46 protein-coding genes and 1 pseudogene are annotated in these 26,242 nt (G+C 50.9%); 40 read left to right on the forward strand and 7 right to left on the reverse strand.

Annotated features, from left to right (window positions below; translation table 11 throughout):
• From tuf to bfr, 3 genes and pseudogenes are all read left to right on the forward strand, one after another.
• A pseudogene (gene tuf, locus WFO70_RS21985) lies at window positions 1-148 on the forward strand (elongation factor Tu); the annotation flags it as partial.
• A 177-nt stretch (window positions 149-325) separates the two neighbouring features.
• Complete coding sequence (gene bfd, locus WFO70_RS21990; protein WP_008503493.1) at window positions 326-520, forward strand: bacterioferritin-associated ferredoxin; 195 nt, start codon at window positions 326-328, stop codon at window positions 518-520.
• A gap of 70 nt (window positions 521-590) precedes the next feature.
• On the forward strand, window positions 591-1,067 hold the full coding sequence (bfr, locus tag WFO70_RS21995; RefSeq protein WP_337019347.1) for a bacterioferritin: 477 nt from the start codon (window positions 591-593) through the stop codon (window positions 1,065-1,067).
• On the opposite strand, the gene WFO70_RS22000 is transcribed toward bfr, so the two are convergent.
• Window positions 1,051-1,524, reverse strand: a complete 474-nt coding sequence (locus WFO70_RS22000) for a prepilin peptidase (RefSeq protein WP_337019349.1) — start codon at window positions 1,522-1,524, stop codon at window positions 1,051-1,053. The genes bfr and WFO70_RS22000 overlap by 17 nt on opposite strands.
• 386 nt (window positions 1,525-1,910) lie before the next feature.
• Here WFO70_RS22000 and rpsJ point away from each other — a divergent pair, with 386 nt between their 5' ends.
• The 31 genes from rpsJ (at window position 1,911) to WFO70_RS22155 (ending at window position 16,767) form a co-directional block, all read left to right on the forward strand.
• Entirely contained in the window at window positions 1,911-2,222 is a 312-nt protein-coding gene (gene rpsJ / locus WFO70_RS22005) for a 30S ribosomal protein S10 (protein ID WP_001181005.1), read from the forward strand.
• Between the two features lie 32 nt (window positions 2,223-2,254).
• Window positions 2,255-2,884, forward strand: coding sequence for a 50S ribosomal protein L3 (gene rplC, locus WFO70_RS22010; RefSeq protein WP_016538466.1), 630 nt, complete (start codon window positions 2,255-2,257; stop codon window positions 2,882-2,884).
• A gap of 10 nt (window positions 2,885-2,894) precedes the next feature.
• Window positions 2,895-3,500 carry a 50S ribosomal protein L4 gene (rplD, locus tag WFO70_RS22015; protein ID WP_003031119.1) on the forward strand — a complete coding sequence of 202 codons (606 nt, stop codon included), beginning with the start codon at window positions 2,895-2,897 and terminating at the stop codon, window positions 3,498-3,500.
• Window positions 3,497-3,799 carry a 50S ribosomal protein L23 gene (rplW, locus tag WFO70_RS22020; protein WP_004868363.1) on the forward strand — a complete coding sequence of 101 codons (303 nt, stop codon included), beginning with the start codon at window positions 3,497-3,499 and terminating at the stop codon, window positions 3,797-3,799. The genes rplD and rplW overlap by 4 nt, the downstream gene beginning before the upstream one ends.
• A gap of 17 nt (window positions 3,800-3,816) precedes the next feature.
• A complete protein-coding gene (gene rplB / locus WFO70_RS22025; RefSeq protein WP_000301869.1) occupies window positions 3,817-4,638 on the forward strand; it encodes a 50S ribosomal protein L2 in 822 nt (273 codons plus the stop codon).
• A 16-nt stretch (window positions 4,639-4,654) separates the two neighbouring features.
• A complete protein-coding gene (gene rpsS / locus WFO70_RS22030; protein ID WP_001138115.1) occupies window positions 4,655-4,933 on the forward strand; it encodes a 30S ribosomal protein S19 in 279 nt (92 codons plus the stop codon).
• 14 nt (window positions 4,934-4,947) lie between these two features.
• On the forward strand, window positions 4,948-5,280 hold the full coding sequence (rplV, locus tag WFO70_RS22035) for a 50S ribosomal protein L22 (protein WP_002919773.1): 333 nt from the start codon (window positions 4,948-4,950) through the stop codon (window positions 5,278-5,280).
• 17 nt (window positions 5,281-5,297) lie between these two features.
• Window positions 5,298-5,999, forward strand: a complete 702-nt coding sequence (gene rpsC / locus WFO70_RS22040) for a 30S ribosomal protein S3 (RefSeq protein ID WP_000529945.1) — start codon at window positions 5,298-5,300, stop codon at window positions 5,997-5,999.
• Between the two features lie 12 nt (window positions 6,000-6,011).
• Window positions 6,012-6,422, forward strand: a complete 411-nt coding sequence (gene rplP / locus WFO70_RS22045) for a 50S ribosomal protein L16 (RefSeq protein ID WP_002919759.1) — start codon at window positions 6,012-6,014, stop codon at window positions 6,420-6,422.
• On the forward strand, window positions 6,422-6,613 hold the full coding sequence (gene rpmC / locus WFO70_RS22050; protein ID WP_032614707.1) for a 50S ribosomal protein L29: 192 nt from the start codon (window positions 6,422-6,424) through the stop codon (window positions 6,611-6,613). Before rplP ends, rpmC begins: the two co-directional genes overlap by 1 nt.
• Window positions 6,613-6,867 carry a 30S ribosomal protein S17 gene (gene rpsQ / locus WFO70_RS22055; protein WP_008503489.1) on the forward strand — a complete coding sequence of 85 codons (255 nt, stop codon included), beginning with the start codon at window positions 6,613-6,615 and terminating at the stop codon, window positions 6,865-6,867. Before rpmC ends, rpsQ begins: the two co-directional genes overlap by 1 nt.
• Before the next feature lie 165 nt (window positions 6,868-7,032).
• The gene (gene rplN / locus WFO70_RS22060) at window positions 7,033-7,404 is read left to right on the forward strand and encodes a 50S ribosomal protein L14 (protein ID WP_004160583.1); all 372 of its coding nucleotides are present in this window, start codon (window positions 7,033-7,035) and stop codon (window positions 7,402-7,404) included.
• 10 nt (window positions 7,405-7,414) lie between these two features.
• Window positions 7,415-7,729, forward strand: coding sequence for a 50S ribosomal protein L24 (gene rplX / locus WFO70_RS22065; protein ID WP_003863287.1), 315 nt, complete (start codon window positions 7,415-7,417; stop codon window positions 7,727-7,729).
• Between the two features lie 14 nt (window positions 7,730-7,743).
• Window positions 7,744-8,283, forward strand: a complete 540-nt coding sequence (gene rplE, locus WFO70_RS22070; protein WP_032614703.1) for a 50S ribosomal protein L5 — start codon at window positions 7,744-7,746, stop codon at window positions 8,281-8,283.
• Between the two features lie 14 nt (window positions 8,284-8,297).
• Window positions 8,298-8,603: a 30S ribosomal protein S14 gene (gene rpsN / locus WFO70_RS22075; protein WP_032614701.1), complete on the forward strand. Its 306-nt coding sequence runs from the start codon at window positions 8,298-8,300 to the stop codon at window positions 8,601-8,603.
• A 30-nt stretch (window positions 8,604-8,633) separates the two neighbouring features.
• The gene (gene rpsH / locus WFO70_RS22080) at window positions 8,634-9,026 is read left to right on the forward strand and encodes a 30S ribosomal protein S8 (RefSeq protein ID WP_032614699.1); all 393 of its coding nucleotides are present in this window, start codon (window positions 8,634-8,636) and stop codon (window positions 9,024-9,026) included.
• A gap of 12 nt (window positions 9,027-9,038) precedes the next feature.
• Window positions 9,039-9,572 carry a 50S ribosomal protein L6 gene (rplF, locus tag WFO70_RS22085; protein ID WP_142487329.1) on the forward strand — a complete coding sequence of 178 codons (534 nt, stop codon included), beginning with the start codon at window positions 9,039-9,041 and terminating at the stop codon, window positions 9,570-9,572.
• Window positions 9,573-9,581: 9 nt separating this feature from the next.
• Window positions 9,582-9,935 carry a 50S ribosomal protein L18 gene (rplR, locus tag WFO70_RS22090; protein WP_032614694.1) on the forward strand — a complete coding sequence of 118 codons (354 nt, stop codon included), beginning with the start codon at window positions 9,582-9,584 and terminating at the stop codon, window positions 9,933-9,935.
• A gap of 14 nt (window positions 9,936-9,949) precedes the next feature.
• Window positions 9,950-10,450 (forward strand): 30S ribosomal protein S5, encoded by a 501-nt coding sequence (gene rpsE, locus WFO70_RS22095; RefSeq protein ID WP_007369821.1) that lies wholly within the window; start codon window positions 9,950-9,952, stop codon window positions 10,448-10,450.
• Between the two features lie 6 nt (window positions 10,451-10,456).
• Window positions 10,457-10,636 carry a 50S ribosomal protein L30 gene (rpmD, locus tag WFO70_RS22100; protein ID WP_003863301.1) on the forward strand — a complete coding sequence of 60 codons (180 nt, stop codon included), beginning with the start codon at window positions 10,457-10,459 and terminating at the stop codon, window positions 10,634-10,636.
• 3 nt (window positions 10,637-10,639) lie between these two features.
• Window positions 10,640-11,074 carry a 50S ribosomal protein L15 gene (gene rplO / locus WFO70_RS22105; protein WP_032614692.1) on the forward strand — a complete coding sequence of 145 codons (435 nt, stop codon included), beginning with the start codon at window positions 10,640-10,642 and terminating at the stop codon, window positions 11,072-11,074.
• A 7-nt stretch (window positions 11,075-11,081) separates the two neighbouring features.
• Window positions 11,082-12,413 (forward strand): preprotein translocase subunit SecY, encoded by a 1,332-nt coding sequence (gene secY / locus WFO70_RS22110; RefSeq protein ID WP_039032064.1) that lies wholly within the window; start codon window positions 11,082-11,084, stop codon window positions 12,411-12,413.
• 31 nt (window positions 12,414-12,444) lie between these two features.
• Window positions 12,445-12,561 (forward strand): 50S ribosomal protein L36, encoded by a 117-nt coding sequence (rpmJ, locus tag WFO70_RS22115; protein ID WP_000868187.1) that lies wholly within the window; start codon window positions 12,445-12,447, stop codon window positions 12,559-12,561.
• A 146-nt stretch (window positions 12,562-12,707) separates the two neighbouring features.
• A complete protein-coding gene (rpsM, locus tag WFO70_RS22120; protein WP_003031135.1) occupies window positions 12,708-13,064 on the forward strand; it encodes a 30S ribosomal protein S13 in 357 nt (118 codons plus the stop codon).
• A 16-nt stretch (window positions 13,065-13,080) separates the two neighbouring features.
• Window positions 13,081-13,470, forward strand: a complete 390-nt coding sequence (gene rpsK, locus WFO70_RS22125) for a 30S ribosomal protein S11 (RefSeq protein WP_003863312.1) — start codon at window positions 13,081-13,083, stop codon at window positions 13,468-13,470.
• Between the two features lie 33 nt (window positions 13,471-13,503).
• Window positions 13,504-14,124 (forward strand): 30S ribosomal protein S4, encoded by a 621-nt coding sequence (gene rpsD / locus WFO70_RS22130; protein WP_032614687.1) that lies wholly within the window; start codon window positions 13,504-13,506, stop codon window positions 14,122-14,124.
• 25 nt (window positions 14,125-14,149) lie between these two features.
• The gene (locus WFO70_RS22135) at window positions 14,150-15,139 is read left to right on the forward strand and encodes a DNA-directed RNA polymerase subunit alpha (RefSeq protein ID WP_002919219.1); all 990 of its coding nucleotides are present in this window, start codon (window positions 14,150-14,152) and stop codon (window positions 15,137-15,139) included.
• A gap of 40 nt (window positions 15,140-15,179) precedes the next feature.
• Complete coding sequence (rplQ, locus tag WFO70_RS22140) at window positions 15,180-15,563, forward strand: 50S ribosomal protein L17 (RefSeq protein ID WP_001216368.1); 384 nt, start codon at window positions 15,180-15,182, stop codon at window positions 15,561-15,563.
• 106 nt (window positions 15,564-15,669) lie between these two features.
• Complete coding sequence (locus WFO70_RS22145) at window positions 15,670-16,041, forward strand: DUF1992 domain-containing protein (protein ID WP_337019354.1); 372 nt, start codon at window positions 15,670-15,672, stop codon at window positions 16,039-16,041.
• Window positions 16,041-16,466, forward strand: a complete 426-nt coding sequence (gene zntR / locus WFO70_RS22150; RefSeq protein ID WP_337019356.1) for a Zn(2+)-responsive transcriptional regulator — start codon at window positions 16,041-16,043, stop codon at window positions 16,464-16,466. Before WFO70_RS22145 ends, zntR begins: the two co-directional genes overlap by 1 nt.
• Window positions 16,467-16,521: 55 nt before the next feature.
• The gene (locus WFO70_RS22155) at window positions 16,522-16,767 is read left to right on the forward strand and encodes an alternative ribosome-rescue factor A (protein WP_337019378.1); all 246 of its coding nucleotides are present in this window, start codon (window positions 16,522-16,524) and stop codon (window positions 16,765-16,767) included.
• Here the strand turns inward: WFO70_RS22155 and mscL are convergent.
• The 5 genes from mscL to def all read right to left on the reverse strand — a co-directional run bounded on the left by mscL (window position 16,735) and on the right by def (window position 21,519).
• Window positions 16,735-17,151: a large-conductance mechanosensitive channel protein MscL gene (gene mscL, locus WFO70_RS22160; protein WP_325934464.1), complete on the reverse strand. Its 417-nt coding sequence runs from the start codon at window positions 17,149-17,151 to the stop codon at window positions 16,735-16,737. The two genes, WFO70_RS22155 and mscL, sit on opposite strands and share 33 nt — an antisense overlap.
• A 147-nt stretch (window positions 17,152-17,298) precedes the next feature.
• Window positions 17,299-18,675, reverse strand: coding sequence for a Trk system potassium transporter TrkA (trkA, locus tag WFO70_RS22165; protein WP_337019359.1), 1,377 nt, complete (start codon window positions 18,673-18,675; stop codon window positions 17,299-17,301).
• A 22-nt stretch (window positions 18,676-18,697) separates the two neighbouring features.
• Window positions 18,698-19,984, reverse strand: a complete 1,287-nt coding sequence (gene rsmB / locus WFO70_RS22170) for a 16S rRNA (cytosine(967)-C(5))-methyltransferase RsmB (RefSeq protein WP_337019361.1) — start codon at window positions 19,982-19,984, stop codon at window positions 18,698-18,700.
• A gap of 52 nt (window positions 19,985-20,036) precedes the next feature.
• Complete coding sequence (gene fmt / locus WFO70_RS22175) at window positions 20,037-20,984, reverse strand: methionyl-tRNA formyltransferase (RefSeq protein ID WP_337019363.1); 948 nt, start codon at window positions 20,982-20,984, stop codon at window positions 20,037-20,039.
• A 25-nt stretch (window positions 20,985-21,009) separates the two neighbouring features.
• Window positions 21,010-21,519 carry a peptide deformylase gene (gene def, locus WFO70_RS22180; protein ID WP_142487322.1) on the reverse strand — a complete coding sequence of 170 codons (510 nt, stop codon included), beginning with the start codon at window positions 21,517-21,519 and terminating at the stop codon, window positions 21,010-21,012.
• A 127-nt stretch (window positions 21,520-21,646) separates the two neighbouring features.
• On the opposite strand from def, the gene dprA reads away from it, so the two are divergent.
• From dprA to WFO70_RS22210, 6 genes are read left to right on the forward strand one after another with little or no spacing between them, the layout of a single operon-like run.
• Window positions 21,647-22,771 carry a DNA-protecting protein DprA gene (dprA, locus tag WFO70_RS22185; protein WP_337019366.1) on the forward strand — a complete coding sequence of 375 codons (1,125 nt, stop codon included), beginning with the start codon at window positions 21,647-21,649 and terminating at the stop codon, window positions 22,769-22,771.
• Window positions 22,743-23,216 carry a DUF494 family protein Smg gene (gene smg, locus WFO70_RS22190; RefSeq protein WP_032614670.1) on the forward strand — a complete coding sequence of 158 codons (474 nt, stop codon included), beginning with the start codon at window positions 22,743-22,745 and terminating at the stop codon, window positions 23,214-23,216. The genes dprA and smg overlap by 29 nt, the downstream gene beginning before the upstream one ends.
• Window positions 23,217-23,242: 26 nt before the next feature.
• Window positions 23,243-23,797, forward strand: a complete 555-nt coding sequence (locus WFO70_RS22195) for a DNA topoisomerase family protein (RefSeq protein WP_337019368.1) — start codon at window positions 23,243-23,245, stop codon at window positions 23,795-23,797.
• Window positions 23,790-24,362, forward strand: coding sequence for an L-threonylcarbamoyladenylate synthase type 1 TsaC (gene tsaC / locus WFO70_RS22200; RefSeq protein ID WP_337019370.1), 573 nt, complete (start codon window positions 23,790-23,792; stop codon window positions 24,360-24,362). Before WFO70_RS22195 ends, tsaC begins: the two co-directional genes overlap by 8 nt.
• A 4-nt stretch (window positions 24,363-24,366) precedes the next feature.
• Window positions 24,367-25,185, forward strand: coding sequence for a shikimate dehydrogenase (gene aroE, locus WFO70_RS22205; RefSeq protein ID WP_337019372.1), 819 nt, complete (start codon window positions 24,367-24,369; stop codon window positions 25,183-25,185).
• The gene (locus WFO70_RS22210) at window positions 25,182-25,430 is read left to right on the forward strand and encodes a DUF1488 domain-containing protein (protein ID WP_337019374.1); all 249 of its coding nucleotides are present in this window, start codon (window positions 25,182-25,184) and stop codon (window positions 25,428-25,430) included. Before aroE ends, WFO70_RS22210 begins: the two co-directional genes overlap by 4 nt.
• Here the strand turns inward: WFO70_RS22210 and WFO70_RS22215 are convergent.
• Window positions 25,406-25,960, reverse strand: coding sequence for a gamma carbonic anhydrase family protein (locus WFO70_RS22215; RefSeq protein ID WP_337019376.1), 555 nt, complete (start codon window positions 25,958-25,960; stop codon window positions 25,406-25,408). The genes WFO70_RS22210 and WFO70_RS22215 overlap by 25 nt on opposite strands.
• Between the last annotated feature and the right edge of the window lie 282 nt (window positions 25,961-26,242).

A 26,242-nucleotide genomic window follows, 5' to 3' on the forward strand; every position in this document is an offset into this window, starting at 1 on the left:
AGGCGTTGAGATGGTAATGCCAGGCGACAACATCAAGATGGTTGTTACCCTGATCCACCCAATCGCGATGGATGACGGTCTGCGTTTCGCAATCCGTGAAGGCGGCCGTACCGTTGGCGCGGGTGTTGTTGCTAAAGTTCTGGGCTAATTAATTATCCCCGAATTAAAAAGGACGCTTCGGCGTCCTTTTTTGTTGTCTGCCTTTTTCCCCTGTCACAAATTTTCGCATTTTTTGTTGGCCCCCGCCCCGTATCTTCACGCTTGTGCTATTGTAATCATAATTATTCTCACTTACACTTTGCGCATATTTTGAACGGGAGTGGTTATGTACGTTTGTTTATGTAATGGTGTGAGTGATAAAAAAATTCGTCAGGCCGTTCGCCAGTTTCAACCACAATCTTTTCAGCAGCTGCGTAAGTTTGTTCCGGTGGGAAATCAATGCGGTAAGTGCGTTCGCGCTGCCCGTGAGATCATGCAGGACGAATTGATGCAGATCCCGGAATACAAAGAGATTGCCTGAGACTCATTCTTTTTTTTGACATCCCTGTAGCCCCATCTACGCTTCAATAAGTGGAAGCGGAGGGACTATAATGAAAGGTGATATTAAAATCATAAGTTATCTCAATAAATTATTGGGAAATGAGCTTGTCGCAATCAATCAATACTTTCTCCACGCGAGAATGTTCAAGAACTGGGGTCTGACTCGCCTCAACGATGTTGAATACCATGAATCCATTGATGAGATGAAACACGCCGATAAGTACATCGAGCGTATTTTGTTTCTTGAGGGGATCCCCAACCTGCAGGATCTCGGCAAGCTGGGTATCGGCGAAGACGTTGAAGAGATGCTGCGATCCGATCTGGCGCTGGAACTCGAAGGTGCAAAAGATCTCCGTGAGGCCATCGCTTATGCCGACAGCGTTCACGATTACGTCAGCCGCGATATGATGATTCAGATCCTGGCTGATGAAGAAGGGCACATCGACTGGCTCGAAACTGAGCTGGATCTTATCGGTAAAATCGGCCTGCAGAATTACCTCCAGTCACAGATTAAAGTGGAAAACTGATCAGGCTTTGCCCATCTGTCATTAAACCCGCTGCCGCCATGAAAGGTCCAAAAGGCAGCGGGTTTTTTAATATCTGTTCTCCAGGTTTAAACAGGGAACGTATTAAAAGATACAGCGTCGCCAGCAGCGCTGCGCACAATGCCAGCGCAGGAAGTACACACCAGCCATGCCATGCGCCCAGCGCCCCCAGATATTTCACGTCGCCATATCCCAGCCCTTCACGTTTGCGTATCAGTTTATAAGCCCAATAAATCATCGCGAAGCCAGCGTATCCCGCTATCGCACCTAAGACCGCGCTTGCCAGAAAATCGGGACGAAGGCAGAGGTGATAAAGCAGACCTGCCCAGAGTAGGGGGCATAGGTATTTGTCCGGAAGCAGATGCGAACGGATATCCTCACGGACTAATAAACAGGTTAAACCCAGGTAAACAAGCAGGAAGGGGAGGGTAGTGAGCATCGTTAGAGCCTCAATAAAATATGTGCGGCCATATTCCACTCGTTACGTAAGGTTATACAATCAGCAAAACTCCACCCTGCGTAACGTTTTCCCGACTATCTGCATCTCGCCGTAACATTGCAGAATATTTACGAGCCGCTACGCAAAAGTGCCCGGCGTCGTCTATTTCCTAAACGGGGCTTGCGTCCTGCCGAGATTTACGTATAATGCGCGGGCTTGTCGTAATTGACAGCTGGTTCAATCTGAACCCAGGCAACACTGTTTTTCGTTGCCTAACAATGCTCCCAATTGGGGGGCTACGTAAGAACGGTTACACTCTCCCATCAATCGTAATGGGTTTGAGTAGTAATCATTTTCGTTTATAAAATAATTGGAGCTCTGGTCTCATGCAGAACCAAAGAATCCGTATCCGTCTTAAAGCGTTTGATCATCGTCTGATCGATCAATCAACCGCGGAAATCGTCGAGACTGCTAAGCGCACTGGTGCGCAAGTCCGTGGTCCGATCCCGCTGCCGACCCGCAAAGAGCGCTTTACCGTTCTGATCTCCCCGCACGTTAACAAAGACGCGCGTGATCAGTACGAAATCCGCACTCACAAGCGTCTGGTTGACATCGTTGAGCCAACCGAGAAAACCGTTGATGCTCTGATGCGTCTGGATCTGGCTGCCGGTGTAGACGTGCAGATCAGCCTGGGTTAATCAGGTCATCGAGCGATTGAGAGGTTGATACAATGATTGGTTTAGTCGGTAAAAAAGTGGGCATGACCCGCATCTTCACTGAAGATGGCGTATCTATCCCAGTAACCGTAATCGAAGTTGAAGCAAACCGCGTTACTCAGGTTAAAGACCTGGCTAACGATGGCTACCGTGCCGTTCAGGTTACCACTGGTGCTAAAAAAGCTAACCGTGTAACCAAACCGGAAGCGGGTCACTTCGCTAAAGCTGGCGTTGAAGCTGGCCGTGGTCTGTGGGAATTCCGTCTTGCTGAAGGCGAAGAGTTCACCGTAGGTCAGGACATTAGCGTTGAGCTGTTTGCAGAAGTTAAAAAAGTTGACGTAACCGGTACCTCTAAAGGTAAAGGTTTTGCTGGTACCGTTAAGCGCTGGAACTTCCGTACTCAGGATGCCACGCACGGTAACTCCTTGTCCCACCGCGTTCCGGGTTCTATCGGTCAGAACCAGACTCCGGGCAAAGTGTTCAAAGGCAAGAAAATGGCAGGTCAGCTGGGTAACGAACGTGTGACCGTTCAGAGCCTGGACGTAGTACGTGTTGACGCTGAGCGCAACCTGCTGCTGGTTAAAGGTGCAGTTCCGGGTGCAACCGGTAGCGACCTGATCGTTAAACCAGCTGTGAAGGCGTAAGGGGATAGCAATGGAATTAGTATTGAAAGACGCGCAGAGCGCGCTGACTGTTTCCGAAACTACCTTCGGTCGTGATTTCAACGAAGCGCTGGTTCACCAGGTTGTTGTTGCTTATGCAGCTGGTGCTCGTCAGGGTACTCGTGCTCAGAAGACTCGTGCTGAAGTAACTGGTTCCGGCAAAAAGCCGTGGCGCCAGAAAGGTACCGGCCGTGCGCGTTCAGGTTCTATCAAGAGCCCGATCTGGCGTTCCGGTGGCGTGACCTTCGCTGCTCGCCCGCAGGACCACAGTCAAAAAGTTAACAAAAAGATGTACCGCGGCGCGCTGAAAAGCATCCTGTCCGAACTGGTACGTCAGGATCGTCTGATCGTTGTCGAATCTTTCTCTGTAGAAGCGCCTAAAACTAAGCTGCTGGCACAGAAACTGAAAGACATGGCTCTGGAAGATGTGCTGATCATCACCGGTGAGCTGGACGAGAACCTGTTCCTTGCCGCACGTAACCTGCACAAGGTTGACGTACGCGATGCGACTGGTATCGACCCGGTTAGCCTGATCGCCTTCGACAAAGTCGTAATGACTGCTGATGCTGTTAAGCAAGTTGAGGAGATGCTGGCATGATTCGTGAAGAACGTCTGCTGAAGGTGCTTCGTGCACCGCACGTTTCTGAAAAAGCGTCTGCTGCGATGGAAAAAACTAACACCATCGTTCTCAAAGTTGCTAAAGACGCGACCAAAGCAGAAATCAAAGCTGCTGTGCAGAAACTGTTTGAAGTCGAAGTCGAAGTCGTTAACACCCTGGTAGTTAAAGGGAAAGTTAAACGTCACGGACAGCGTATCGGTCGTCGTAGCGACTGGAAAAAAGCTTACGTCACCCTGAAAGAAGGCCAGAATCTGGACTTCGTTGGCGGCGCTGAGTAAGTCGGAGGAGTAATACAATGGCAGTTGTTAAATGTAAACCGACATCTCCGGGTCGTCGCCACGTCGTTAAAGTGGTCAACCCAGAGCTGCACAAGGGCAAACCTTTTGCTCCGCTGGTTGAAAAAAACAGCAAATCCGGCGGTCGTAACAACAATGGCCGTATCACCACTCGTCATATCGGTGGTGGTCACAAGCAGGCTTACCGTATTGTTGACTTTAAACGCAACAAAGACGGTATCCCAGCTGTTGTTGAGCGTCTTGAGTACGATCCGAACCGTTCCGCGAACATCGCGCTGGTTCTGTACAAAGATGGCGAGCGTCGTTACATTCTGGCCCCTAAAGGCCTGAAAGCTGGCGACCAGATTCAATCTGGCGTTGATGCTGCAATCAAAGCAGGTAACACCCTGCCGATGCGCAATATCCCGGTTGGTTCTACCGTTCATAACGTAGAAATGAAACCAGGTAAAGGCGGTCAGCTGGCACGTTCCGCTGGTACTTACGTTCAGATCGTTGCGCGTGATGGTGCTTATGTCACCCTGCGTCTGCGTTCTGGTGAAATGCGTAAAGTCGAAGCAGACTGCCGCGCTACTCTGGGCGAAGTTGGCAATGCTGAGCATATGCTGCGCGTACTGGGTAAAGCAGGTGCTGCACGCTGGCGTGGTGTTCGTCCTACCGTTCGCGGTACTGCGATGAACCCAGTCGACCACCCACATGGTGGTGGTGAAGGTCGTAACTTTGGTAAGCACCCGGTAACTCCGTGGGGCGTTCAGACCAAAGGTAAGAAGACCCGCAGCAACAAGCGTACTGATAAATTTATCGTACGTCGCCGTAGCAAATAATATTAGAGGATAAGCCATGCCACGTTCTCTCAAGAAAGGTCCTTTTATTGACCTGCACTTGCTGAAGAAGGTAGAGAAAGCGGTGGAAAGCGGAGACAAGAAGCCCCTGCGCACTTGGTCCCGTCGTTCAACGATCTTTCCTAACATGATCGGTTTGACCATCGCTGTCCATAATGGTCGTCAGCACGTTCCAGTCTTTGTTTCCGACGAAATGGTCGGTCACAAACTGGGTGAATTCGCACCGACTCGTACTTATCGCGGCCACGCTGCTGATAAAAAAGCGAAGAAGAAATAAGGTAGGAGGAAGAGATGGAAACTTTAGCTCAACATCGCCATGCTCGTTCTTCTGCTCAGAAGGTTCGCCTTGTTGCTGACCTGATTCGCGGTAAGAAAGTGTCGCAGGCCCTGGACATCCTAACCTATACCAACAAGAAAGCTGCGGTATTGGTTAAGAAGGTACTGGAATCTGCCATTGCTAACGCTGAACACAACGATGGCGCTGACATTGACGATCTGAAAGTCGCGAAAATCTTCGTAGACGAAGGCCCAAGCATGAAGCGCATTATGCCGCGTGCGAAAGGTCGTGCAGATCGCATCCTGAAGCGCACCAGCCACATTACTGTGGTTGTGTCCGATCGCTGAGACTCTGGAGACTAGCAATGGGTCAGAAAGTACATCCTAATGGTATTCGCCTGGGTATTGTAAAACCATGGAACTCAACCTGGTTTGCGAACACCAAAGAATTCGCTGACAACCTGGACAGCGATTTTAAAGTACGTCAGTACCTGACTAAGGAACTGGCTAAAGCGTCTGTATCTCGTATCGTTATCGAGCGTCCAGCTAAGAGCATCCGTGTGACCATTCACACTGCTCGTCCTGGCATCGTGATCGGTAAGAAAGGCGAAGACGTAGAAAAACTGCGCAAGGTCGTAGCGGATATCGCTGGCGTTCCTGCACAGATCAATATCGCTGAAGTTCGTAAGCCTGAACTGGACGCTAAATTGGTTGCTGACAGCATCACTTCACAGCTGGAACGTCGTGTTATGTTCCGTCGTGCTATGAAGCGTGCTGTACAGAACGCAATGCGTCTGGGCGCTAAAGGTATCAAAGTTGAAGTTAGCGGCCGTCTGGGCGGCGCGGAAATCGCACGTACCGAATGGTACCGCGAAGGTCGCGTACCGCTGCACACTCTGCGTGCTGACATCGACTACAACACCTCTGAAGCGCACACCACTTACGGTGTAATCGGCGTTAAGGTATGGATCTTCAAAGGTGAGATCCTGGGTGGTATGGCTGCTGTTGAACAACCGGAAAAACCGGCTGCGCAACCTAAAAAGCAGCAGCGTAAAGGCCGTAAATAAGGAGCGTCGCTGATGTTACAACCAAAGCGTACAAAATTCCGTAAAGTGCACAAAGGCCGCAACCGTGGTCTGGCGCAGGGTACGGATGTTAGCTTCGGCACTTTCGGTCTGAAAGCTGTTGGCCGTGGTCGTCTGACTGCACGTCAGATCGAAGCAGCACGTCGTGCTATGACCCGTGCAGTTAAGCGTCAAGGTAAAATTTGGATCCGTGTATTCCCGGACAAACCAATTACCGAGAAGCCGCTGGAAGTTCGTATGGGTAAAGGTAAAGGTAACGTGGAGTACTGGGTTGCCTTGATCCAACCGGGCAAAGTCCTTTATGAAATGGACGGTGTTCCGGAAGAGCTGGCCCGTGAAGCCTTCGGCCTGGCAGCAGCGAAACTGCCTATCAAAACCACCTTTGTAACTAAGACGGTGATGTAATGAAAGCAAATGAGCTGCGTGAAAAAAGCGTAGAAGAGCTGAACGCTGAGCTGCTGAACCTGCTGCGTGAGCAGTTCAACCTGCGTATGCAGGCTGCAAGTGGCCAGCTGCAACAGACTCACCTGCTGAAGCAGGTACGTCGTGATGTTGCACGCGTTAAGACTTTACTGACTCAGAAGGCGGGTGCGTAATGACCGATAAAATCCGTACTCTGCAAGGTCGTGTTGTTAGCGACAAAATGGAGAAATCCATCGTTGTAGCTATCGAACGTATTGTGAAACACCCGATCTACGGTAAATTCATCAAGCGTACGACCAAACTGCACGTACATGACGAGAACAACGAATGTGGTATCGGCGACAAGGTTGAAATCCGTGAATGCCGTCCACTGTCCAAGACTAAGTCCTGGACGCTGGTTCGCGTTGTAGAGAAAGCGGTTCTGTAATAGAGTAGCCTTCTCGATACGAATAAACGGCTCAGCAATGAGCCGTTTATTTTTTCTACCCATATTGCAGAAGCGGTGTTATAATGCCGCGCCCTCGATATGGGGCTTTTTAACGGCTCTGATTTTAGAGTCTCAGGTAGTAGTTGACATTAGCGGAGCACTGAAATGATCCAAGAACAGACTATGCTGAACGTCGCCGACAACTCCGGTGCACGTCGCGTAATGTGTATCAAGGTTCTGGGTGGCTCGCACCGTCGCTACGCAGGCGTAGGCGACATCATCAAGATCACCATCAAGGAAGCAATTCCACGTGGTAAGGTCAAAAAAGGTGATGTGCTGAAAGCGGTAGTGGTGCGCACCAGGAAGGGTGTTCGTCGCCCTGACGGTTCTGTCATTCGCTTCGATGGTAATGCATGCGTTATTTTAAACAATAACAGCGAGCAGCCTATCGGCACGCGTATCTTTGGGCCGGTAACTCGTGAACTTCGTACTGAAAAGTTCATGAAAATTATCTCTCTGGCACCAGAAGTACTCTAAGGAGCGAATCATGGCAGCGAAAATCCGTCGTGATGACGAAGTTATCGTGTTAACCGGTAAAGATAAAGGTAAACGCGGTAAAGTAAAAAATGTTCTGTCTTCCGGCAAACTCGTCGTTGAAGGTATCAACCTGGTTAAGAAACACCAGAAGCCGGTTCCGGCCCTGAACCAACCAGGTGGCATCGTTGAAAAAGAAGCTGCTATTCAGGTTTCTAACGTTGCAATCTTCAATGCGGCAACCGGCAAGGCTGACCGTGTAGGCTTTAGATTCGAAGACGGCAAAAAAGTCCGTTTCTTCAAGTCTAACAGCGAAACTATCAAGTAATTTGGAGTAGTACGATGGCGAAACTGCATGATTACTACAAAGACGAAGTAGTTAACAAACTCATGACTGAGTTTAACTACAATTCTGTCATGCAAGTCCCTCGGGTCGAGAAGATCACCCTGAACATGGGTGTTGGTGAAGCGATCGCTGACAAGAAACTGCTGGATAATGCAGCAGCTGATCTGACAGCAATCTCCGGTCAAAAACCGCTGATCACCAAAGCACGCAAATCTGTTGCAGGCTTCAAAATCCGTCAGGGCTATCCGATCGGCTGTAAAGTAACTCTGCGTGGCGAACGCATGTGGGAGTTCCTTGAGCGCCTGATCTCTATTGCTGTTCCACGTATCCGTGACTTCCGTGGCCTGTCCGCTAAGTCTTTCGACGGTCGTGGCAACTACAGCATGGGTGTCCGTGAGCAGATCATCTTCCCAGAGATCGACTACGATAAAGTCGACCGCGTGCGTGGTTTGGATATTACCATTACCACTACTGCGAACTCTGACGAAGAAGGCCGCGCTCTGCTGGCTGCGTTTGACTTCCCGTTCCGCAAGTAAGGTAGGGTTACTGAATGGCTAAGCAATCAATGAAAGCACGCGAAGTAAAGCGCGTGGCTTTAGCTGATAAATTCTTCGCTAAACGCGCTGAACTGAAAGCGATCATTTCTGATGTGAACGCTTCCGACGAAGATCGTTGGAATGCTGTTCTCAAGCTGCAGTCTCTGCCGCGTGATTCCAGCCCGTCTCGTCAGCGTAACCGCTGTCGTCAAACAGGTCGTCCACATGGTTTCGTGGGCAAGTTCGGGTTGAGCCGTATCAAACTGCGTGAAGCCGCCATGCGCGGTGAAGTACCAGGCTTGAAAAAGGCTAGCTGGTAATTACCAATTGAATCACGGGAGTAAAGACAGATGAGCATGCAAGATCCGATCGCGGATATGCTGACCCGTATCCGTAACGGTCAGGCCGCGAACAAAGTTGCGGTCACCATGCCTTCCGCCAAGCTGAAAGTGGCAATTGCCAACGTGCTGAAGGAAGAAGGTTTTATCGAAGATTTTAAAGTTGAAGGCGACACCAAGCCGGAACTGGAACTTACTCTCAAGTATTTCCAGGGTAAAGCTGTTGTAGAAAGCATTCAGCGTGTCAGCCGCCCAGGCCTGCGCATCTATAAGAAAAAAGATGAGCTGCCAAAAGTTATGGCCGGCATGGGTATCGCAGTTGTTTCTACCTCTAAAGGTGTTATGACTGATCGTGCAGCGCGCCAAGCTGGTCTTGGTGGCGAAATTATCTGCTACGTAGCCTAATCGGAGGAAAAAATGTCTCGTGTTGCTAAAGCACCGGTCGTTATTCCTGCCGGCGTTGATGTAAAAATCGACGGTCAGGTTATTACGATCAAAGGTAAAAATGGCGAGCTGACTCGTACCCTCAACGATGCTGTTGAAGTTAATCATGCAGACAACGCTCTGACCTTCGGCCCACGTACTGGTTACGTTGATGGCTGGGCTCAGGCTGGTACCGCGCGTGCCCTGCTGAACTCAATGGTTGTTGGTGTTACCGAAGGCTTCACTAAAAAGCTTCAACTGGTTGGTGTAGGTTACCGTGCAGCGATCAAAGGGAATGCAGTAGGCCTGTCTCTGGGCTTCTCACACCCTGTTGAGCATCCGCTGCCTGCCGGTATCACTGCAGAATGCCCGACTCAGACTGAAATCGTGCTGAAAGGCGCTGATAAACAGCTGATCGGTCAGGTTGCAGCAGATCTGCGCGCCTACCGTCGTCCTGAGCCTTATAAAGGCAAGGGTGTTCGTTACGCCGACGAAGTCGTGCGTACCAAAGAGGCTAAGAAGAAGTAAGGTAACACTATGGATAAGAAATCTGCTCGTATCCGTCGTGCGACCCGCGCACGCCGCAAGCTCAAAGAGCTGGGTGCAACTCGCCTGGTGGTACATCGTACCCCGCGTCATATTTACGCACAGGTAATTGCACCAAACGGTTCTGAAGTTCTGGTAGCTGCTTCTACTGTAGAAAAAGCTATTACTGAACAATTGAAGTACACCGGTAACAAAGACGCCGCTGCAGCTGTAGGTAAAGCTGTTGCTGAACGCGCTCTGGAAAAAGGCATCACAGTTGTGTCCTTTGACCGTTCCGGGTTCCAATATCATGGTCGTGTCCAGGCACTGGCAGATGCTGCCCGTGAAGCTGGCCTTCAGTTCTAAGGTAGAGGTGTAAGATGGCTCACATCGAAAAACAGGCTGGCGAACTGCAGGAAAAGCTGATCGCGGTTAACCGCGTATCTAAAACCGTTAAAGGTGGTCGTATTTTCTCCTTCACAGCTCTGACTGTTGTTGGTGATGGTAATGGTCGCGTTGGTTTTGGTTACGGTAAAGCGCGTGAAGTTCCAGCAGCGATCCAGAAAGCGATGGAAAAAGCCCGTCGCAATATGATTAACGTCGCGCTGAACCACGGCACCCTGCAGCACCCAGTTAAGGGTACTCACACGGGTTCTCGTGTCTTCATGCAGCCAGCTTCCGAAGGTACCGGTATCATCGCCGGTGGTGCAATGCGCGCCGTTCTGGAAGTTGCTGGAGTTCATAACGTTCTGGCTAAAGCATATGGTTCCACCAACCCGATTAACGTGGTTCGTGCAACTATTGATGGCCTGGAAAATATGAAATCTCCAGAAATGGTCGCTGCCAAGCGTGGTAAATCCGTTGAAGAAATTCTGGGGTAATTGACCATGGCAAAGACTATTAAAATTACACAAACCCGCAGTGCAATCGGACGTCTGCCGAAACACAAGGCAACTCTGCTTGGCCTGGGTCTGCGTCGTATTGGTCATACCGTTGAGCGCGAGGATACTCCTGCTGTTCGTGGTATGGTCAACGCGGTTTACTTCATGGTTAAAGTTGAGGAGTAAGAGATGCGTTTAAATACTCTGTCTCCGGCCGAAGGCTCTAAAAAGGCGGGTAAACGCCTGGGTCGTGGTATCGGTTCTGGCCTCGGCAAAACCGGTGGTCGTGGTCACAAAGGTCAGAACTCTCGTTCTGGCGGTGGCGTACGTCGCGGTTTCGAGGGTGGCCAGATGCCACTGTACCGTCGTCTGCCGAAGTTCGGCTTCACCTCTCGCAAATCAGCGATCACAGCCGAAGTTCGTCTGTCTGACCTGGCGAAAGTTGAAGGCGGCGTTGTAGACCTGAACACGCTGAAAGCAGCAAACATTATCGGTATCCAGATCGAGTTCGCGAAAGTGATCCTGGCTGGTGAAGTTTCTACTCCGGTAACTGTTCGTGGCCTGCGTGTTACTAAAGGTGCTCGTGCTGCTATCGAAGCTGCTGGCGGTAAAATCGAGGAATAAGTAGCAGATGGCTAAACAACCGGGATTAGATTTTCAAAGTGCCAAAGGTGGCTTAGGCGAGCTGAAACGCAGACTGTTGTTTGTAATCGGTGCGCTTATTGTGTTCCGTATTGGCTCTTTCATTCCGATCCCTGGTATTGATGCCGCTGTACTTGCCAAACTGCTTGAGCAACAGCGAGGCACCATCATTGAAATGTTTAACATGTTCTCTGGTGGTGCTCTCAGCCGAGCTTCAATCTTTGCGCTGGGTATCATGCCGTATATTTCGGCATCGATTATTATCCAACTGCTGACGGTCGTTCATCCGACCCTGGCAGAGCTGAAGAAAGAAGGGGAGTCTGGTCGTCGTAAGATCAGCCAGTACACCCGTTACGGCACTCTGGTGCTGGCAATATTCCAGTCGATCGGTATTGCTACCGGTCTACCGAATATGCCTGGTATGCAGGGCCTGGTTATTAACCCAGGCTTTGCATTCTATTTCACCGCTGTTGTAAGTCTGGTCTCAGGAACGATGTTCTTGATGTGGCTCGGCGAACAAATTACTGAACGTGGTATCGGTAACGGTATTTCGATCATTATTTTCGCTGGTATTGTTGCGGGACTCCCGCCAGCCATTGCCCATACTATCGAGCAAGCGCGTCAAGGCGACCTGCACTTCCTCCTGTTGCTGTTGGTTGCAGTATTAGTATTTGCAGTGACGTTCTTTGTTATCTTCGTTGAACGTGGTCAACGCCGCATTGTGGTAAACTACGCGAAACGTCAGCAAGGTCGTCGAGTCTATGCTGCACAGAGCACACATTTACCGCTGAAAGTGAACATGGCAGGGGTAATCCCGGCGATCTTCGCTTCCAGTATTATTCTGTTCCCAGCGACCATCGCGTCATGGTTTGGGGGCGGGACTGGTTGGAACTGGCTGACAACAATTTCGCTGTATTTGCAGCCTGGGCAACCACTTTATGTGTTACTCTATGCGTCTGCGATCATCTTCTTCTGTTTCTTCTACACGGCGTTGGTCTTCAACCCGCGTGAAACAGCAGATAACCTGAAGAAGTCCGGTGCATTTGTACCAGGAATTCGTCCGGGAGAGCAAACGGCGAAGTATATCGATAAAGTAATGACTCGCCTGACTTTGGTTGGTGCGCTTTATATTACTTTTATCTGCCTGATCCCGGAGTTCATGCGTGATGCAATGAAAGTACCGTTCTACTTCGGTGGGACTTCACTACTTATCGTTGTTGTCGTCATTATGGACTTTATGGCTCAAGTGCAAACTCTGATGATGTCTAGTCAGTACGAGTCTGCATTGAAGAAGGCGAACCTGAAAGGCTACGGCCGCTAACAGGGCGCCCGAGAAGTTACGGAGAGTAAAAATGAAAGTTCGTGCTTCCGTCAAGAAATTATGCCGTAACTGCAAAATCGTTAAGCGTGATGGTGTCATCCGTGTGATTTGCAGTGCCGAGCCGAAGCATAAACAGCGCCAAGGCTGATTATTTCGCATATTTTTCTTGCAAAGTTGGGTTGAGCTGGCTAGATTAGCCAGCCAATCTTTTGTATGTCTGTACGTTTCCATTTGAGTATCCTGAAAACGGGCTTTTCAGCATGGTGCGTACATATTAAATAGTAGGAGTGCATAGTGGCCCGTATAGCAGGCATTAACATTCCTGATCAGAAACATGCCGTGATCGCATTAACTTCGATCTATGGCGTCGGCAAGACCCGTTCTAAAGCCATTCTGGCTGCAGCGGGTATCGCTGAAGATGTTAAGATCAGTGAGCTGTCTGAAGAACAAATCGACACGCTGCGTGACGAAGTTGCCAAATTTGTCGTTGAAGGTGATCTGCGCCGTGAAGTTAGCATGAGCATCAAGCGCCTTATGGATCTTGGTTGCTATCGCGGTTTGCGTCATCGTCGTGGTCTCCCGGTTCGCGGCCAGCGTACCAAGACCAACGCACGTACCCGTAAGGGTCCGCGCAAACCGATCAAGAAATAATCGGGGTGATTGAATAATGGCAAAGGCACCAGTTCGTGCACGTAAGCGTGTAAGAAAACAAGTCTCTGACGGCGTGGCTCATATCCATGCTTCTTTCAACAACACCATCGTTACTATTACTGATCGTCAGGGTAACGCACTGGGTTGGGCAACAGCCGGTGGTTCCGGTTTCCGTGGTTCACGCAAATCAACTCCGTTCGCAGCTCAGGTTGCAGCAGAGCGTTGCGCTGAAGCCGTAAAAGAATACGGCATCAAGAATCTGGAAGTTATGGTAAAAGGTCCGGGTCCGGGTCGCGAATCTACTGTTCGTGCTCTGAACGCCGCTGGTTTCCGCATCACTAATATTACTGATGTGACTCCGATCCCTCATAACGGTTGTCGTCCGCCGAAAAAACGTCGCGTATAACGCGTTCGTTTCTAGGATTGTTGGAGATAGAAAATGGCAAGATATTTGGGTCCTAAGCTCAAGCTGAGCCGTCGTGAGGGCACCGACTTATTCCTTAAGTCTGGCGTTCGCGCGATCGATACCAAGTGTAAAATTGAACAAGCTCCTGGCCAGCACGGTGCGCGTAAACCGCGTCTGTCTGACTATGGTGTGCAGTTGCGTGAAAAGCAGAAAGTTCGCCGTATGTACGGTGTGCTGGAGCGTCAGTTCCGTAACTACTATAAAGAAGCAGCACGTCTGAAAGGCAACACCGGTGAAAACCTGTTGGCTCTGCTGGAAGGTCGTCTGGACAACGTTGTATACCGTATGGGCTTTGGCGCCACTCGTGCTGAAGCACGTCAGATGGTTAGCCATAAAGCAATCATGGTAAACGGTCGTGTTGTTAACATCGCTTCTTATCAGGTTAAAGCGAATGACGTTGTTAGCATTCGTGAGAAAGCGAAAAAGCAATCTCGCGTGAAAGCCGCTCTGGAGCTGGCTGAGCAGCGTGAAAAGCCAACCTGGCTGGAAGTTGATGCTGGCAAGATGGAAGGTACGTTCAAGCGTCAGCCGGAACGTTCTGATCTGTCTGCGGACATTAACGAACACCTGATCGTCGAGCTTTACTCCAAGTAAAGCTTAGTACCAAAGAGAGGACACAATGCAGGGTTCTGTGACAGAGTTTCTAAAACCGCGCCTGGTAGATATCGAGCAAGTGAGTTCGACGCACGCCAAGGTGACCCTTGAGCCTTTAGAGCGTGGCTTTGGCCACACTCTGGGTAACGCACTGCGCCGTATTCTGCTCTCATCGATGCCGGGTTGCGCGGTGACCGAGGTTGAGATTGATGGTGTACTTCATGAGTACAGCACCAAAGAAGGCGTTCAGGAAGATATCCTTGAAATCCTGCTCAACCTGAAAGGGCTGGCGGTGAGAGTTCAGGGTAAAGATGAAGTTATTCTTACTCTGAATAAATCTGGCATTGGCCCTGTGACTGCAGCCGATATCACCCACGACGGTGATGTCGAAATCGTCAAGCCGCAGCACGTGATCTGCCACCTGACCGATGAGAACGCAGCTATTAGCATGCGTATCAAAGTTCAGCGCGGTCGTGGTTATGTGCCGGCTTCTGCCCGAATTCATTCGGAAGAAGATGAGCGCCCAATCGGCCGTCTGCTGGTCGACGCATGCTACAGCCCTGTAGAGCGTATTGCCTACAATGTTGAAGCAGCGCGTGTAGAACAGCGTACCGACCTGGACAAGCTGGTCATCGAAATGGAAACCAACGGCACAATCGATCCTGAAGAGGCGATTCGTCGTGCGGCAACCATCCTGGCAGAACAACTGGAAGCTTTCGTTGACTTACGTGATGTACGTCAGCCGGAAGTAAAAGAAGAGAAACCAGAATTCGATCCGATCCTGCTGCGCCCTGTTGACGATCTGGAATTGACTGTCCGCTCTGCTAACTGCCTCAAGGCAGAAGCTATCCACTATATCGGTGATCTGGTACAGCGTACCGAGGTTGAGTTGCTGAAAACGCCGAACCTGGGTAAAAAATCTCTTACCGAGATTAAAGACGTGCTGGCTTCACGTGGTCTGTCTCTGGGCATGCGCCTGGAAAACTGGCCACCGGCAAGCATTGCTGACGAGTAACCGGATCACAGGTTAAGGTTTTACTGAGAAGGATAAGGTCATGCGCCATCGTAAGAGTGGTCGTCAACTGAACCGCAACAGCAGCCATCGCCAGGCTATGTTCCGCAACATGGCAGGTTCACTGGTTCGTCATGAAATCATCAAGACGACCCTGCCTAAAGCGAAAGAGCTGCGTCGCGTAGTTGAGCCGCTGATTACTCTTGCCAAGACTGACAGCGTTGCTAATCGTCGTCTGGCATTCGCCCGTACTCGTGATAACGAGATCGTGGCAAAACTGTTTAACGAACTGGGCCCGCGTTTCGCGAGCCGTGCCGGTGGTTACACTCGTATTCTGAAGTGTGGCTTCCGTGCAGGCGACAACGCGCCGATGGCTTACATCGAGCTGGTTGATCGTTCAGAGAAAGCAGAAGCTGCTGCAGAGTAATCTGCAGTAACGTAAAAAAACCCGCCCCGGCGGGTTTTTTTATATCTGCTAAATCCCCACTTTTCTACAATAGTCATATTCTTTTCAATCTTTGCGGAGTTTTGCTATGTGGTTACTCGACCAATGGGCAGAACGACACATTCTTGATGCCCAACGTCAGGGTGAGTTTGATAACCTACCCGGAAGTGGTCACCCGCTAATCCTGGACGATGATTCCCATGTTCCTGCTGAGCTGCGAGCGGGCTATCGGATGTTGAAAAATGCAGGTTGTCTGCCACCAGAGCTTGAACAGCGTAAACAGGCGGTTGAGCTTACTCAATTACTCTCTACGGTCACGCAGGGCTCTAATGAGCACAAGGAATACAGCCGTCGTCTCGCACTTCTTGAGCTTAAGCTTCGACAGGCGGGTGTGAACACAAATTTCCTGCACGGTGACTATGCTGATCGGCTAGCGCAAAAAATGAATGAGGACGAGTAATGTATCGTATTGGTGAGATTGCGAAGCTGGCTGACGTCACGCCAGATACCATTCGTTATTACGAAAAGCAGCAGATGATGGAGCATGAGGTTCGTACTGAAGGTGGCTTTCGGCTGTATACCGATAAGGATCTGCAGCGTCTGAAATTTATCCGCCATGCCCGGCAGCTGGGATTTACGCTGGAATCGATCCGCGAACTGCTGTCGATCCGTATCGATCCTGAACATCATACCTGCCAGGAATCAAAAAGCATCGTGCAGGCGAGGCTGAGTGAAGTCGAAGCGCGTATTGAAGAGTTACAAACTATGCGTCTGTCTCTGCAGCGGCTGAACGATGCCTGCTGTGGAACGGCACACAGCAGCGTTTACTGCTCCATCCTTGAAACCCTCGAACAAGGGGCAAATGGAGAAACTCGCGGCTATTGATTTTATTGTCAACGGATTCTACACTCGCGTGGATCTATTATATACCGGAGAAATTATGAGCCACTATCAGCATAAGAAAGGTCAGATCAAGGATAACGCTATCGAAGCATTATTACATGATCCTTTATTCAGGCAGCGGATTGAAAAGAATAAGAAAGGGAAAGGAAGTTATCTGCGTAAAACTAAACATGCAAAACGGGGTAACTGGGAGGCCAGTGGCAAGCAAGCAAATCGCTTTCTTACCACTGGCCTTCTTGCTTTCAGAGGCTTACAAAGTGCGGTTGTTCTGCGCTTTCAGTAAGTCACGAATTTCTGTCAGCAACACTTCTTCTTTCGATGGGGCTGGCGGTGCAGCCGGTTCTTCTTTTTTCTTACGGTTCAGTCGGTTGATGAGCTTAATAGCCATGAAGATGGCGAAAGCAACGATCACAAAATCAAATACGTTTTGAATAAACACGCCGTAGTGCATGACTACCGCAGGAATATCACCTTGTGCTTCACGCAGGGTTATAGCGAACTGTTTGAAATCAATGCCGCCAATTAGCAGTCCCAGTGGGGGCATGATGATATCGGCAACCAGTGATGAAACGATCTTACCAAACGCCGCACCAATAATTACACCCACTGCTAAATCTACAACATTTCCGCGCATCGCAAATTCGCGAAACTCTTTAATAAAACTCATTATATGCTCCTTGTGCCAGCTGACAGATACAAGTCTAACAAATCATTAGCGAATTGCCATTGAAGAGAGACATACGTCACAGAAATATAACCCTTACATATTATTGGGTTAAAAAGAAAAGGTGCTGATAACAGCACCTTTCAGGTATTAAAGGAAGAAAGGACTTGGCTGGAAAAGACGTTCGACGTCGGTAATAAACTTTTTATCTGTCAGGAACATGATGACGTGATCGCCCTGCTCGATGCGCAGGTTGTCATTAGCGATCATTACATCGTTACCCCGCACTACCGCGCCAATAATGGTACCCGGCGGGAGCTTAATCTCGTCAATGGTTCGTCCCACTACGCGAGACGTGCTTTCATCGCCATGAGCCACGGCTTCGATAGCCTCTGCCACCCCACGACGCAGGGAAGACACACCAACGATATCTGCTTTACGCACATGACTCAGGAGGGCAGATATGGTGGCCTGCTGAGGAGAAATCGCAATATCGATAACACTTCCCTGCACCAGATCGACATAGGCTTTGCGCTGAATAAGCACCATGACCTTCTTAGCGCCCATCCTTTTAGCCAGCATCGCTGACATGATGTTGGCTTCATCGTCGTTGGTAACCGCAATGAAAAGATCGACTTGATCGATATGCTCCTCGGCAAGCAGCTCTTGATCCGATGCATCGCCATAAAAAACGATCGTATTTTGCAGTTTTTCTGCCAGTTCAGAAGCTCGCTGCTGATCGCGTTCGATCAATTTAACGCTGTAATCTTTTTCCAGCTGGCGAGCCAGGCCGGCACCGATATTACCGCCCCCGACCAGCATGATGCGTTTATAGGGTTTTTCCAGTCGCTGAAGCTCACTCATCACCGCACGAATATGCTGGGATGCAGCGATAAAGAACACTTCATCCCCGGCTTCGACAATGGTGGAGCCTTGCGGACGAATAGGGCGGTCATGACGGAAAATGGCGGCGACGCGGGTATCAATGTGTGGCATATGTTCGCGCATCGTGGAGAGTGCATTTCCAATCAGTGGGCCGCCATAATAGGCTTTTACCACCGCAAGGCTGACTTTACCTTCCGCGAAATTCACCACCTGCAGTGCGCCCGGGTATTCGACAAGCCGATAGATACTGTCGATAACCAACTGTTCAGGGGCTATTAAGTGGTCGATAGGCACCGCATCGGAATTAAACAACTTATCAGCATCGCGCACATAATCCGGGGAACGAATCCGCGCGATGCGGTTTGGCGTATTGAATAATGAATAGGCGACCTGACAGGCAACCATATTGGTTTCATCTGAACTGGTGACAGCAACCAGCATGTCGGCATCATCAGCACCCGCTTCACGTAATACTCGCGGATGAGAGCCATGCCCCTGCACGACTCGCAGATCGAATTTATCCTGCAGGCTGCGGAGACGATCGCCATTAGTATCAACGATAGTGATGTCATTATTCTCACCGACCAGGTTTTCTGCCAGCGTGCCGCCCACCTGTCCCGCGCCCAGAATGATTATCTTCATATCTTGTGACCCGTTATCAACATCACTCTTTGATTAGCTTAGCGTAATAGAAGCCGTCGCCTTCTTCTGCGCCAGGCAGATTTTGTTTGCCAGGTCGATCTGCTGTACCTGTCAGATGCAGACGGGCGTCAGAAGTACGCTTCAGGAACGCGGCGATCTGCTGACTGTTCTCTTCTGGCAGTACGGAACAGGTGGCATATACCAGCGTCCCGCCAGTTTTCAGATGTGGCCAGATAGCATCCAGGATCTCTGACTGCAGCTGCGCCAGCTCATTAATATCCCGGTCGCGGCGTAACCATTTGATATCCGGATGGCGGCGGATCACGCCGGTAGCAGAGCAAGGGGCATCCAGTAAAATACGATCGAACTGCTCATCACCACACCACTTAGCAGGGGTGCGCCCGTCGCCCTGCTTAACCTCGGCCTTCATGCCCAGACGTTTAAGGTTATCGTAGACGCGAGAAAGACGCTGCTCGTCAACGTCGACGGCCATGACGCTTGCCTGCGGTGCGACTTCCAGAATATGCGTGGTCTTGCCGCCAGGCGCGGCGCACAGGTCGAGAATACGCTCGCCATTTTGCGGTTCAAGCCAGGTCATACAACCCTGGGCGGAGGCATCCTGAACGGTAACCCAGCCTTGTTCAAAGCCAGGAAGGGCATGCACCGGAGCCGGTGTGGCCAGACGAACCGCATCGCTATAATCCGGGTGCGGGAATCCGCTCATCCCGGCGTCTTCCAGCAGCGCCAGCCAGGCATCGCGAGAGTGGTGATTGCGGTTGACGCGTAACCACATTGGCGGTCGCTGGTTATTTGCCTCAACCAGCGTTTCCCACTGCTGAGGATAGGCTTTTTGCAGGCGTTTTAATAACCATTCCGGGTGCAGGAAACGTTTTTCCGAACGGGCAAACTCCGCCAGCAACTCATCCTGTTGGCGCTGGAACTGGCGTAATACGCCATTAACCAGCCCTTTAAGCTGCGGACGTTTTACCGCAACTGCACCTTCTACGGTTTCAGCCAGTGCGGCATGAGGCGGAATACGGGTATGCAGCAGCTGATAGAAGCCGACCATGATCAGATAGTGAAGCACGCGCTGTTTGCCCGCCATCGGGCGCGCCATCAGCTTGCCAATCAGCCATTCCAGCTGGGGTAACGTGCGCAAGACGCCAAAGCACAACTCCTGAAGCAGTGCCTTGTCTTTATCAGAAACTTTTTGCTGTAACGGTGGCAGGACATTGCTCAGGGATTGGCCCTGTTCGACCACTTGCTCAATCGCCTGTGCTGCCAGGCTGCGTAAATTTTGTTTTTTCATAACCGCAAAAATAAAAATGCCCGGATACACCGGGCCTTAAATGGAGATGATCTCAGGCGAGACTATTGCCAGGCGTAAACCATTCGCGGCGGGAGTTCAGAAGGTCCTGCGCGCTCATAGCTTTTTTACCTGCAGGTTGTAAGGATTCCAGATTCAGGATCCCTTCAACAGTTGCGACCTGAATACCCTGCTTACTGGCTTCGATAATCGTCCCGGGTGCGGCGTTTGCCTGTCCGGCAATAACGGAGGCCTGCCAGACTTTCACCGGTTGACCGTCTATCTCCAGCCAGCTCATTGGCCAGGGATTAAATGCCCGGATGCAACGTTCAAGCTGGGCTGCGGAAAGGGTCCAGTCGAGGCGGGCCTCTTCTTTGCTAAGCTTTTCGGCATAGGTTACCAGAGCTTCGTCCTGAACTTCAGGCCGGGCACGGTTATCTGCCAGCTGTTGCAGCGTATCAATAAGACCTTTTGGCCCAAGTTCTGCCAGTTTGTCATACAGCGTGGCGCTGGTGTCTTCGGCAGTAATGGGGCAAGAGAGCTTATAAAGCATGTCGCCGGTATCCAGACCAACGTCCATCTTCATGATCGTCACACCCGTGTCGGCATCTCCGGCCCACAACGAACGTTGTATTGGTGCCGCCCCGCGCCAGCGCGGAAGCAGAGAGCCGTGGACATTAATGCAACCCAGGCGGGGCATATCCAGCACCGCTTTTGGCAGGATGAGGCCGTAGGCCACAACCACCATGACATCCGCATTTAAATCAGCAACTAACTGCTGATTTTCCTGCGGCCGTAACGAAGCGGGCTGAAACACCGGTAGGCTGTGTTCTTCTGCCAGTACTTTAACCGGGCTCGGCATCAATTTTTTACCGCGGCCAGCCGGGCGATCGGGCTGGGTAAAAACGCCTACAACCTGATGGCCAGACGACAACAGCGCGTCCAGATGACGCGCTGCAAAGTCAGGTGTTCCTGCGAAGATGATACGTAGTGATGTAGACACGTTAATCCTTGTATCCGGGGTCACGTTATGCGCGAGCGCGCATGCGATCCAGTTTCTCTACTTTCTGACGAATACGCTGCTGTTTCAGTGGCGAGAGGTAATCGATAAAAAGCTTACCGACAAGATGATCCATCTCGTGCTGAATGCAGATTGCCAGAAGATCGTCTGCTTCCAGTTCGAACGGCTTACCGTCGCGATCGAGCGCGCGAATTTTAACTTTCTCAGCGCGAGGAACCAGCGCTCTCTGCTCAGGAATAGAGAGACAACCTTCTTCGATTCCGGTTTCGCCGCTTTTTTCCAGTAACTCCGGGTTAATTAGTACCAGGCGTCCTTCACGGTTTTCGGAAACGTCGATGACGATAATGCGCTGATGAATATCAACCTGCGTAGCCGCAAGACCGATGCCTTCTTCGGCATACATCGTATCGAACATATCATCAACGATACGTTGAATTTCTGCATTCACTTCTTTAACCGGTTCGGCGACTTTGCGAAGGCGCTCGTCCGGGATATGTAACACTTGCAAAACTGCCATATATTTCCAGAGTCGTGTTCAGGAGTTGATAAGAATATACCCTCTATTCTAGACAAAACCCCCTCTGATTGACAGCATCAGTGACCAATCGCAAAGATTGCTATAGCGGCTTGTGGCAGGGGAAAGGATGACATCCACAGAGATATGGTTACGCCTGATAAGCATTGGAGAACTGTACGGCGATAAGATGGTGGCGATAGCGCAGCAGTTGCAGCGTGAACCCCATATTAATGCTGCGCTATTGGATGCAATGGGGCTGACCCAAAAGCAAAAGGCGCGGTTCTTTACACTTTCGCCGCATGAAATTGAGCGCAGCATGGAATGGCTGGCTGAGCCGGGTCATCACTTGATCAGGGCAGACAGCGCCCTGTACCCGGTTCAGTTACGCGCCATTACAGACTACCCGGGCGCCCTGTTTGTCAGAGGAGATGTACAGGTGCTGTCGAGCCTGCAGTTAGCCGTCGTTGGCAGCCGTTCCCACTCCTGGTACGGAGAGCGGTGGGGAACAATCCTTTGCGAACAGTTAGCCCAGGCGGGCCTGACGATTACCAGCGGCCTGGCCTGTGGGATTGATGGCGTTGCACATCGCGCCGCGCTCGCCGTTAAGGGGAAAAGCGTGGCGGTGTTAGGGAACGGCTTATCGGGGCTCTATCCCCGCCGTCATATCTCACTGGCCAAGCGTCTTGTTGAGAGCGGTGGTGCCGTCGTTTCGGAGTTTCCCCTCGCTACACCTCCCTGGCCCGGTAATTTTCCCCGGCGCAATCGCATTATTAGCGGCCTTAGTCAGGGGGTGTTTGTTATAGAGGGCCTCATCAGAAGCGGTTCACTCGTTACCGCAAAATGCGCGCTTGAGCAGGGACGCGAAGTTTTTGCGCTGCCAGGCGCGATAGGGAACCCTGGATGTGAGGGGCCGCACTGGTTAATTAAGCAAGGCGCCACGCCGGTGACGGCGGTAGAAGATATTCTGGAAAGTTTGCGATATGGCCTTAACGGGCTGCCGGAGGATCCCAAAAATTGGCTTTATTCTGCAGATCAGGAGCAGGTAGCATTGCCATTTCCTGAGCTCCTGGCTAACGTAGGAGATGAGGTAACACCTGTTGACGTTGTCGCTGAACGTGCCGGCCAACCTGTGCCAGTAACGGTAGCACAGCTACTCGAACTGGAGTTAGCAGGATGGATCGCAGCTGTACCCGGCGGCTATGTCCGATTAAGGAGGGCAAGCCATGTTCGACGTACTCATGTATTTGTTTGAGACTTACATCCATAACGAAGCTGAAGCACGCGTGGATCAGGACAAACTTACACGCGATCTCACCGATGCAGGTTTCGAACGGGAAGATATTTACAACGCGTTAATATGGCTCGAAAAACTGGCTGATTATCAGGAAGGCCTCGCCGAACCGATGCAGCTAGCTTCCGATCCGCTGTCTGTACGCATCTATACGGCTGAAGAGTGTGAAAGGCTGGATGCCAGTTGCCGGGGATTTGTTTTATTCCTTGAGCAGATTCAGGTGCTGAACCTCGAAACGAGAGAAATGGTGATAGAGCGCGTCATGGCGCTGGATACGGCAGAATTTGAGCTGGAAGATCTGAAGTGGGTCATCCTGATGGTTCTGTTCAACATACCAGGCTGTGAAAATGCCTATCAGCAAATGGAAGAATTACTCTTTGAAGTGAATGAAGGTATGCTGCATTAATTCATGATGCAGCACCAAGAGTTGTTATGGCCAAATCAGCACTATTTACGGTGCATAAAAACGAGCCCTGTCCGCAGTGCGGGGCAGAGCTTGTTATCCGGTCCGGTAAACACGGGCCGTTTCTCGGTTGTTCACACTATCCAGACTGTAATTATGTCCGTCCCCTGAAAAGTCAGGCGGACGGGCATATTGTTAAAGTTCTGGAGGGACAGGCATGCCCGCAATGTGGCGGCGATCTGGCGTTGCGTCAGGGCCGTTTTGGCATGTTTATCGGCTGCAGCCGCTATCCTGAATGTGATCATACTGAACAGATTGATAAACCCGATGAAACAGCCCTGGCCTGTCCGCAGTGCGGCAGCGGCCATCTTGTTCAACGGCGTTCACGTTATGGTAAGACATTCCACTCCTGCGATCGTTATCCTGAATGTCAGTTCGTTACCAATTTCAAACCGGTGGCGGGGAGCTGTCCTGAGTGCCACTACCCACTACTTATCGAGAAGAAAACGGCGCAAGGCATGAAGCGTTTTTGCGCCAGTAAACAATGTGGAAAGCCGGTTTCGGCGGATCAGAAAAGTGAATAATAACCTGCAATCAGGCTCCATCGCGCATGCGGTGGACGTACTGAATAAAGAAGATGTCATCGCTTATCCAACAGAAGCTGTTTTTGGGGTGGGATGCGATCCCGACAGCGAAGTCGCCGTAACGCGACTGTTAACACTCAAGCAGAGACCGGTTGAAAAAGGGCTGATTCTCATTGCTGCCAGTTTCGAACAGCTTAAACCTTATATTGATGATTCCATGTTGACGTCAGCACAGCGTGAAACCATTTTTGCAGCCTGGCCTGGCCCCGTAACCTTTGTGTTCCCGGCTCTGCCGACAACACCGCGGTGGCTGACGGGACGATTTGATTCACTAGCCGTTCGCGTGACTGACCATCCCCTGGTTATCGATCTCTGTAATCGTTTTGGTAAACCGCTGGTCTCTACCAGTGCCAATCTGACGGGCTTGCCTCCTTGCCGCACCTCGGAAGAGGTATTCGCGCAGTTTGGTGACGATTTCCCTGTGGTTATCGGTGAAACCGGTGGCCGTCTGAATCCGTCAGAAATTCGTGATGCTTTGACCGGCGAACGTTTTCGCCAGGGGTAATCAGATGGAAACGTACGCCGTTTTTGGTAATCCAATCGCTCACAGCAAGTCGCCGTTTATTCATCAGCAGTTTGCGCAGCAGCTGAACATCGAGCACCCTTATGGGCGCGTGCTTGCACCTGTCGATGCCTTTGTGGCGACGCTGGAGAGTTTCTTTGCTGGTGGCGGTAAAGGGGCTAATGTCACAGTGCCTTTTAAAGAAGAGGCATTCGAGCGCGCTGATGAGTTAACGGAACGTGCGTCCCTGGCGGGAGCGGTGAATACCCTTAAACGGCTTGATGATGGTCGGATTCTGGGAGACAACACGGACGGGATTGGCTTGCTGAGCGATCTGGAACGGTTGTCATTTATCAAACCCGGCGCGCGCATCCTGCTGATCGGTGCGGGAGGGGCGTCGCGTGGGGTGATTCTCCCGCTGCTTTCCCTGGATTGTGCCGTGACCATTACCAACCGTACCCATTCCCGCGCGGTAGAACTGGCCACCCTTTTTGCTCATACCGGGAGTATCCATGCGACAGCTATGGACGCGCTGAGCGGACGTGAATTTGATCTGATCATTAATGCGACCTCAAGCGGTATTAATGGTGATGTTCCCGCTATTCCCTCTTCATTAGTAAACCCGCAGGTTTACTGCTATGACATGTTCTACCAGAAAGGCAAAACGCCTTTTCTGAACTGGTGTGAACAGCAGGGCGCAAAAAAGCTTGCTGACGGGCTGGGAATGCTGGTGGGCCAGGCGGCACACGCCGTAATGCTCTGGCACGGTGTATTGCCGGCAGTCGAACCTGTGATTGAAGTGCTTAAAAGGGAGCTGTCGGCATGAATCAGGCGATCCAGTTTCCGGACAGAGAGGCGTGGGACCATGAAAAGCTAGCCGTCTGTTTTCCCGCCCTGGTGAATGGCATGCAAATGATGTGTGCCATTGAAGGGGCAACGCTGGTGCAGCGTTTTGGCGAGGGCGTACCGCTGAATCTTTTTCGTGAACATCGCTGGGATCTGGAAGAAGAAGCCAGCGATGTGATCCGTATGGGTGATGAAGACGATCAGGGATGGTTCTGGCTTTCCTGATCCAGATAGTCATTCTTCCATTTAACGTAGTTATTGGCTGAGTACGTCAGGCCTTCTTTTTCCGCTTCCGTAAGGGGGCGGATCTGTTTTACCGGACTGCCTAAATAGAGAAAGCCACTTTCCAGCCGCTTGTTTTGCGGAACCAGACTCCCGGCACCAATCATTACCTCATCTTCTATTACTACACCATCCAACAAAATCGATCCCATACCCACCAGTACGCGATTGCCGATCGTGCAACCGTGCAGCATCACTTTGTGACCGACAGTGACATCTTCGCCAACGATCAGGGGATTGCCTTCAGGATTATATGAGGACTTATGGGTGACATGCAGCACGCTGCCATCCTGAATATTGGTGCGCGCACCGATGGAGACATAGTTAACATCTCCGCGAATGGCGACCAGAGGCCAGATACTAACGTCGTCGCCCATTCGGACATCGCCAATGACCACACTGCTGCTGTCGATCATGACGCGATCGCCTTGTTTGGGGAAAAGATCTTTATAGGGACGGAGTACTGCAGACATATCAACCTCGACTGATGTGCTTTATACAGAAGACTTTGATCCTAATATTCAGCTTGATCAAGGGGAAATGGTGTCATTATTTGAACGGATCGCGTGGTATTTCGGCGGAAAGAATGAAAAAAGAACAGTCAGCAGAAAAGATCGAAAAAATGCTTGTGCTAAAAACTGGGATCCCTATAATGCGCCTCCATCGACACGGCAGATGTGAATCACTTCACACAAACAGCCGGGCCGGTTGAAGAGAAAAGCGTGAAATAATCGCTTGACTCTGAAAGAGGAAAG

The sequence above is a fragment of the Leclercia sp. AS011 genome (assembly GCF_037152535.1).
Classification (GTDB): domain Bacteria; phylum Pseudomonadota; class Gammaproteobacteria; order Enterobacterales; family Enterobacteriaceae; genus Enterobacter.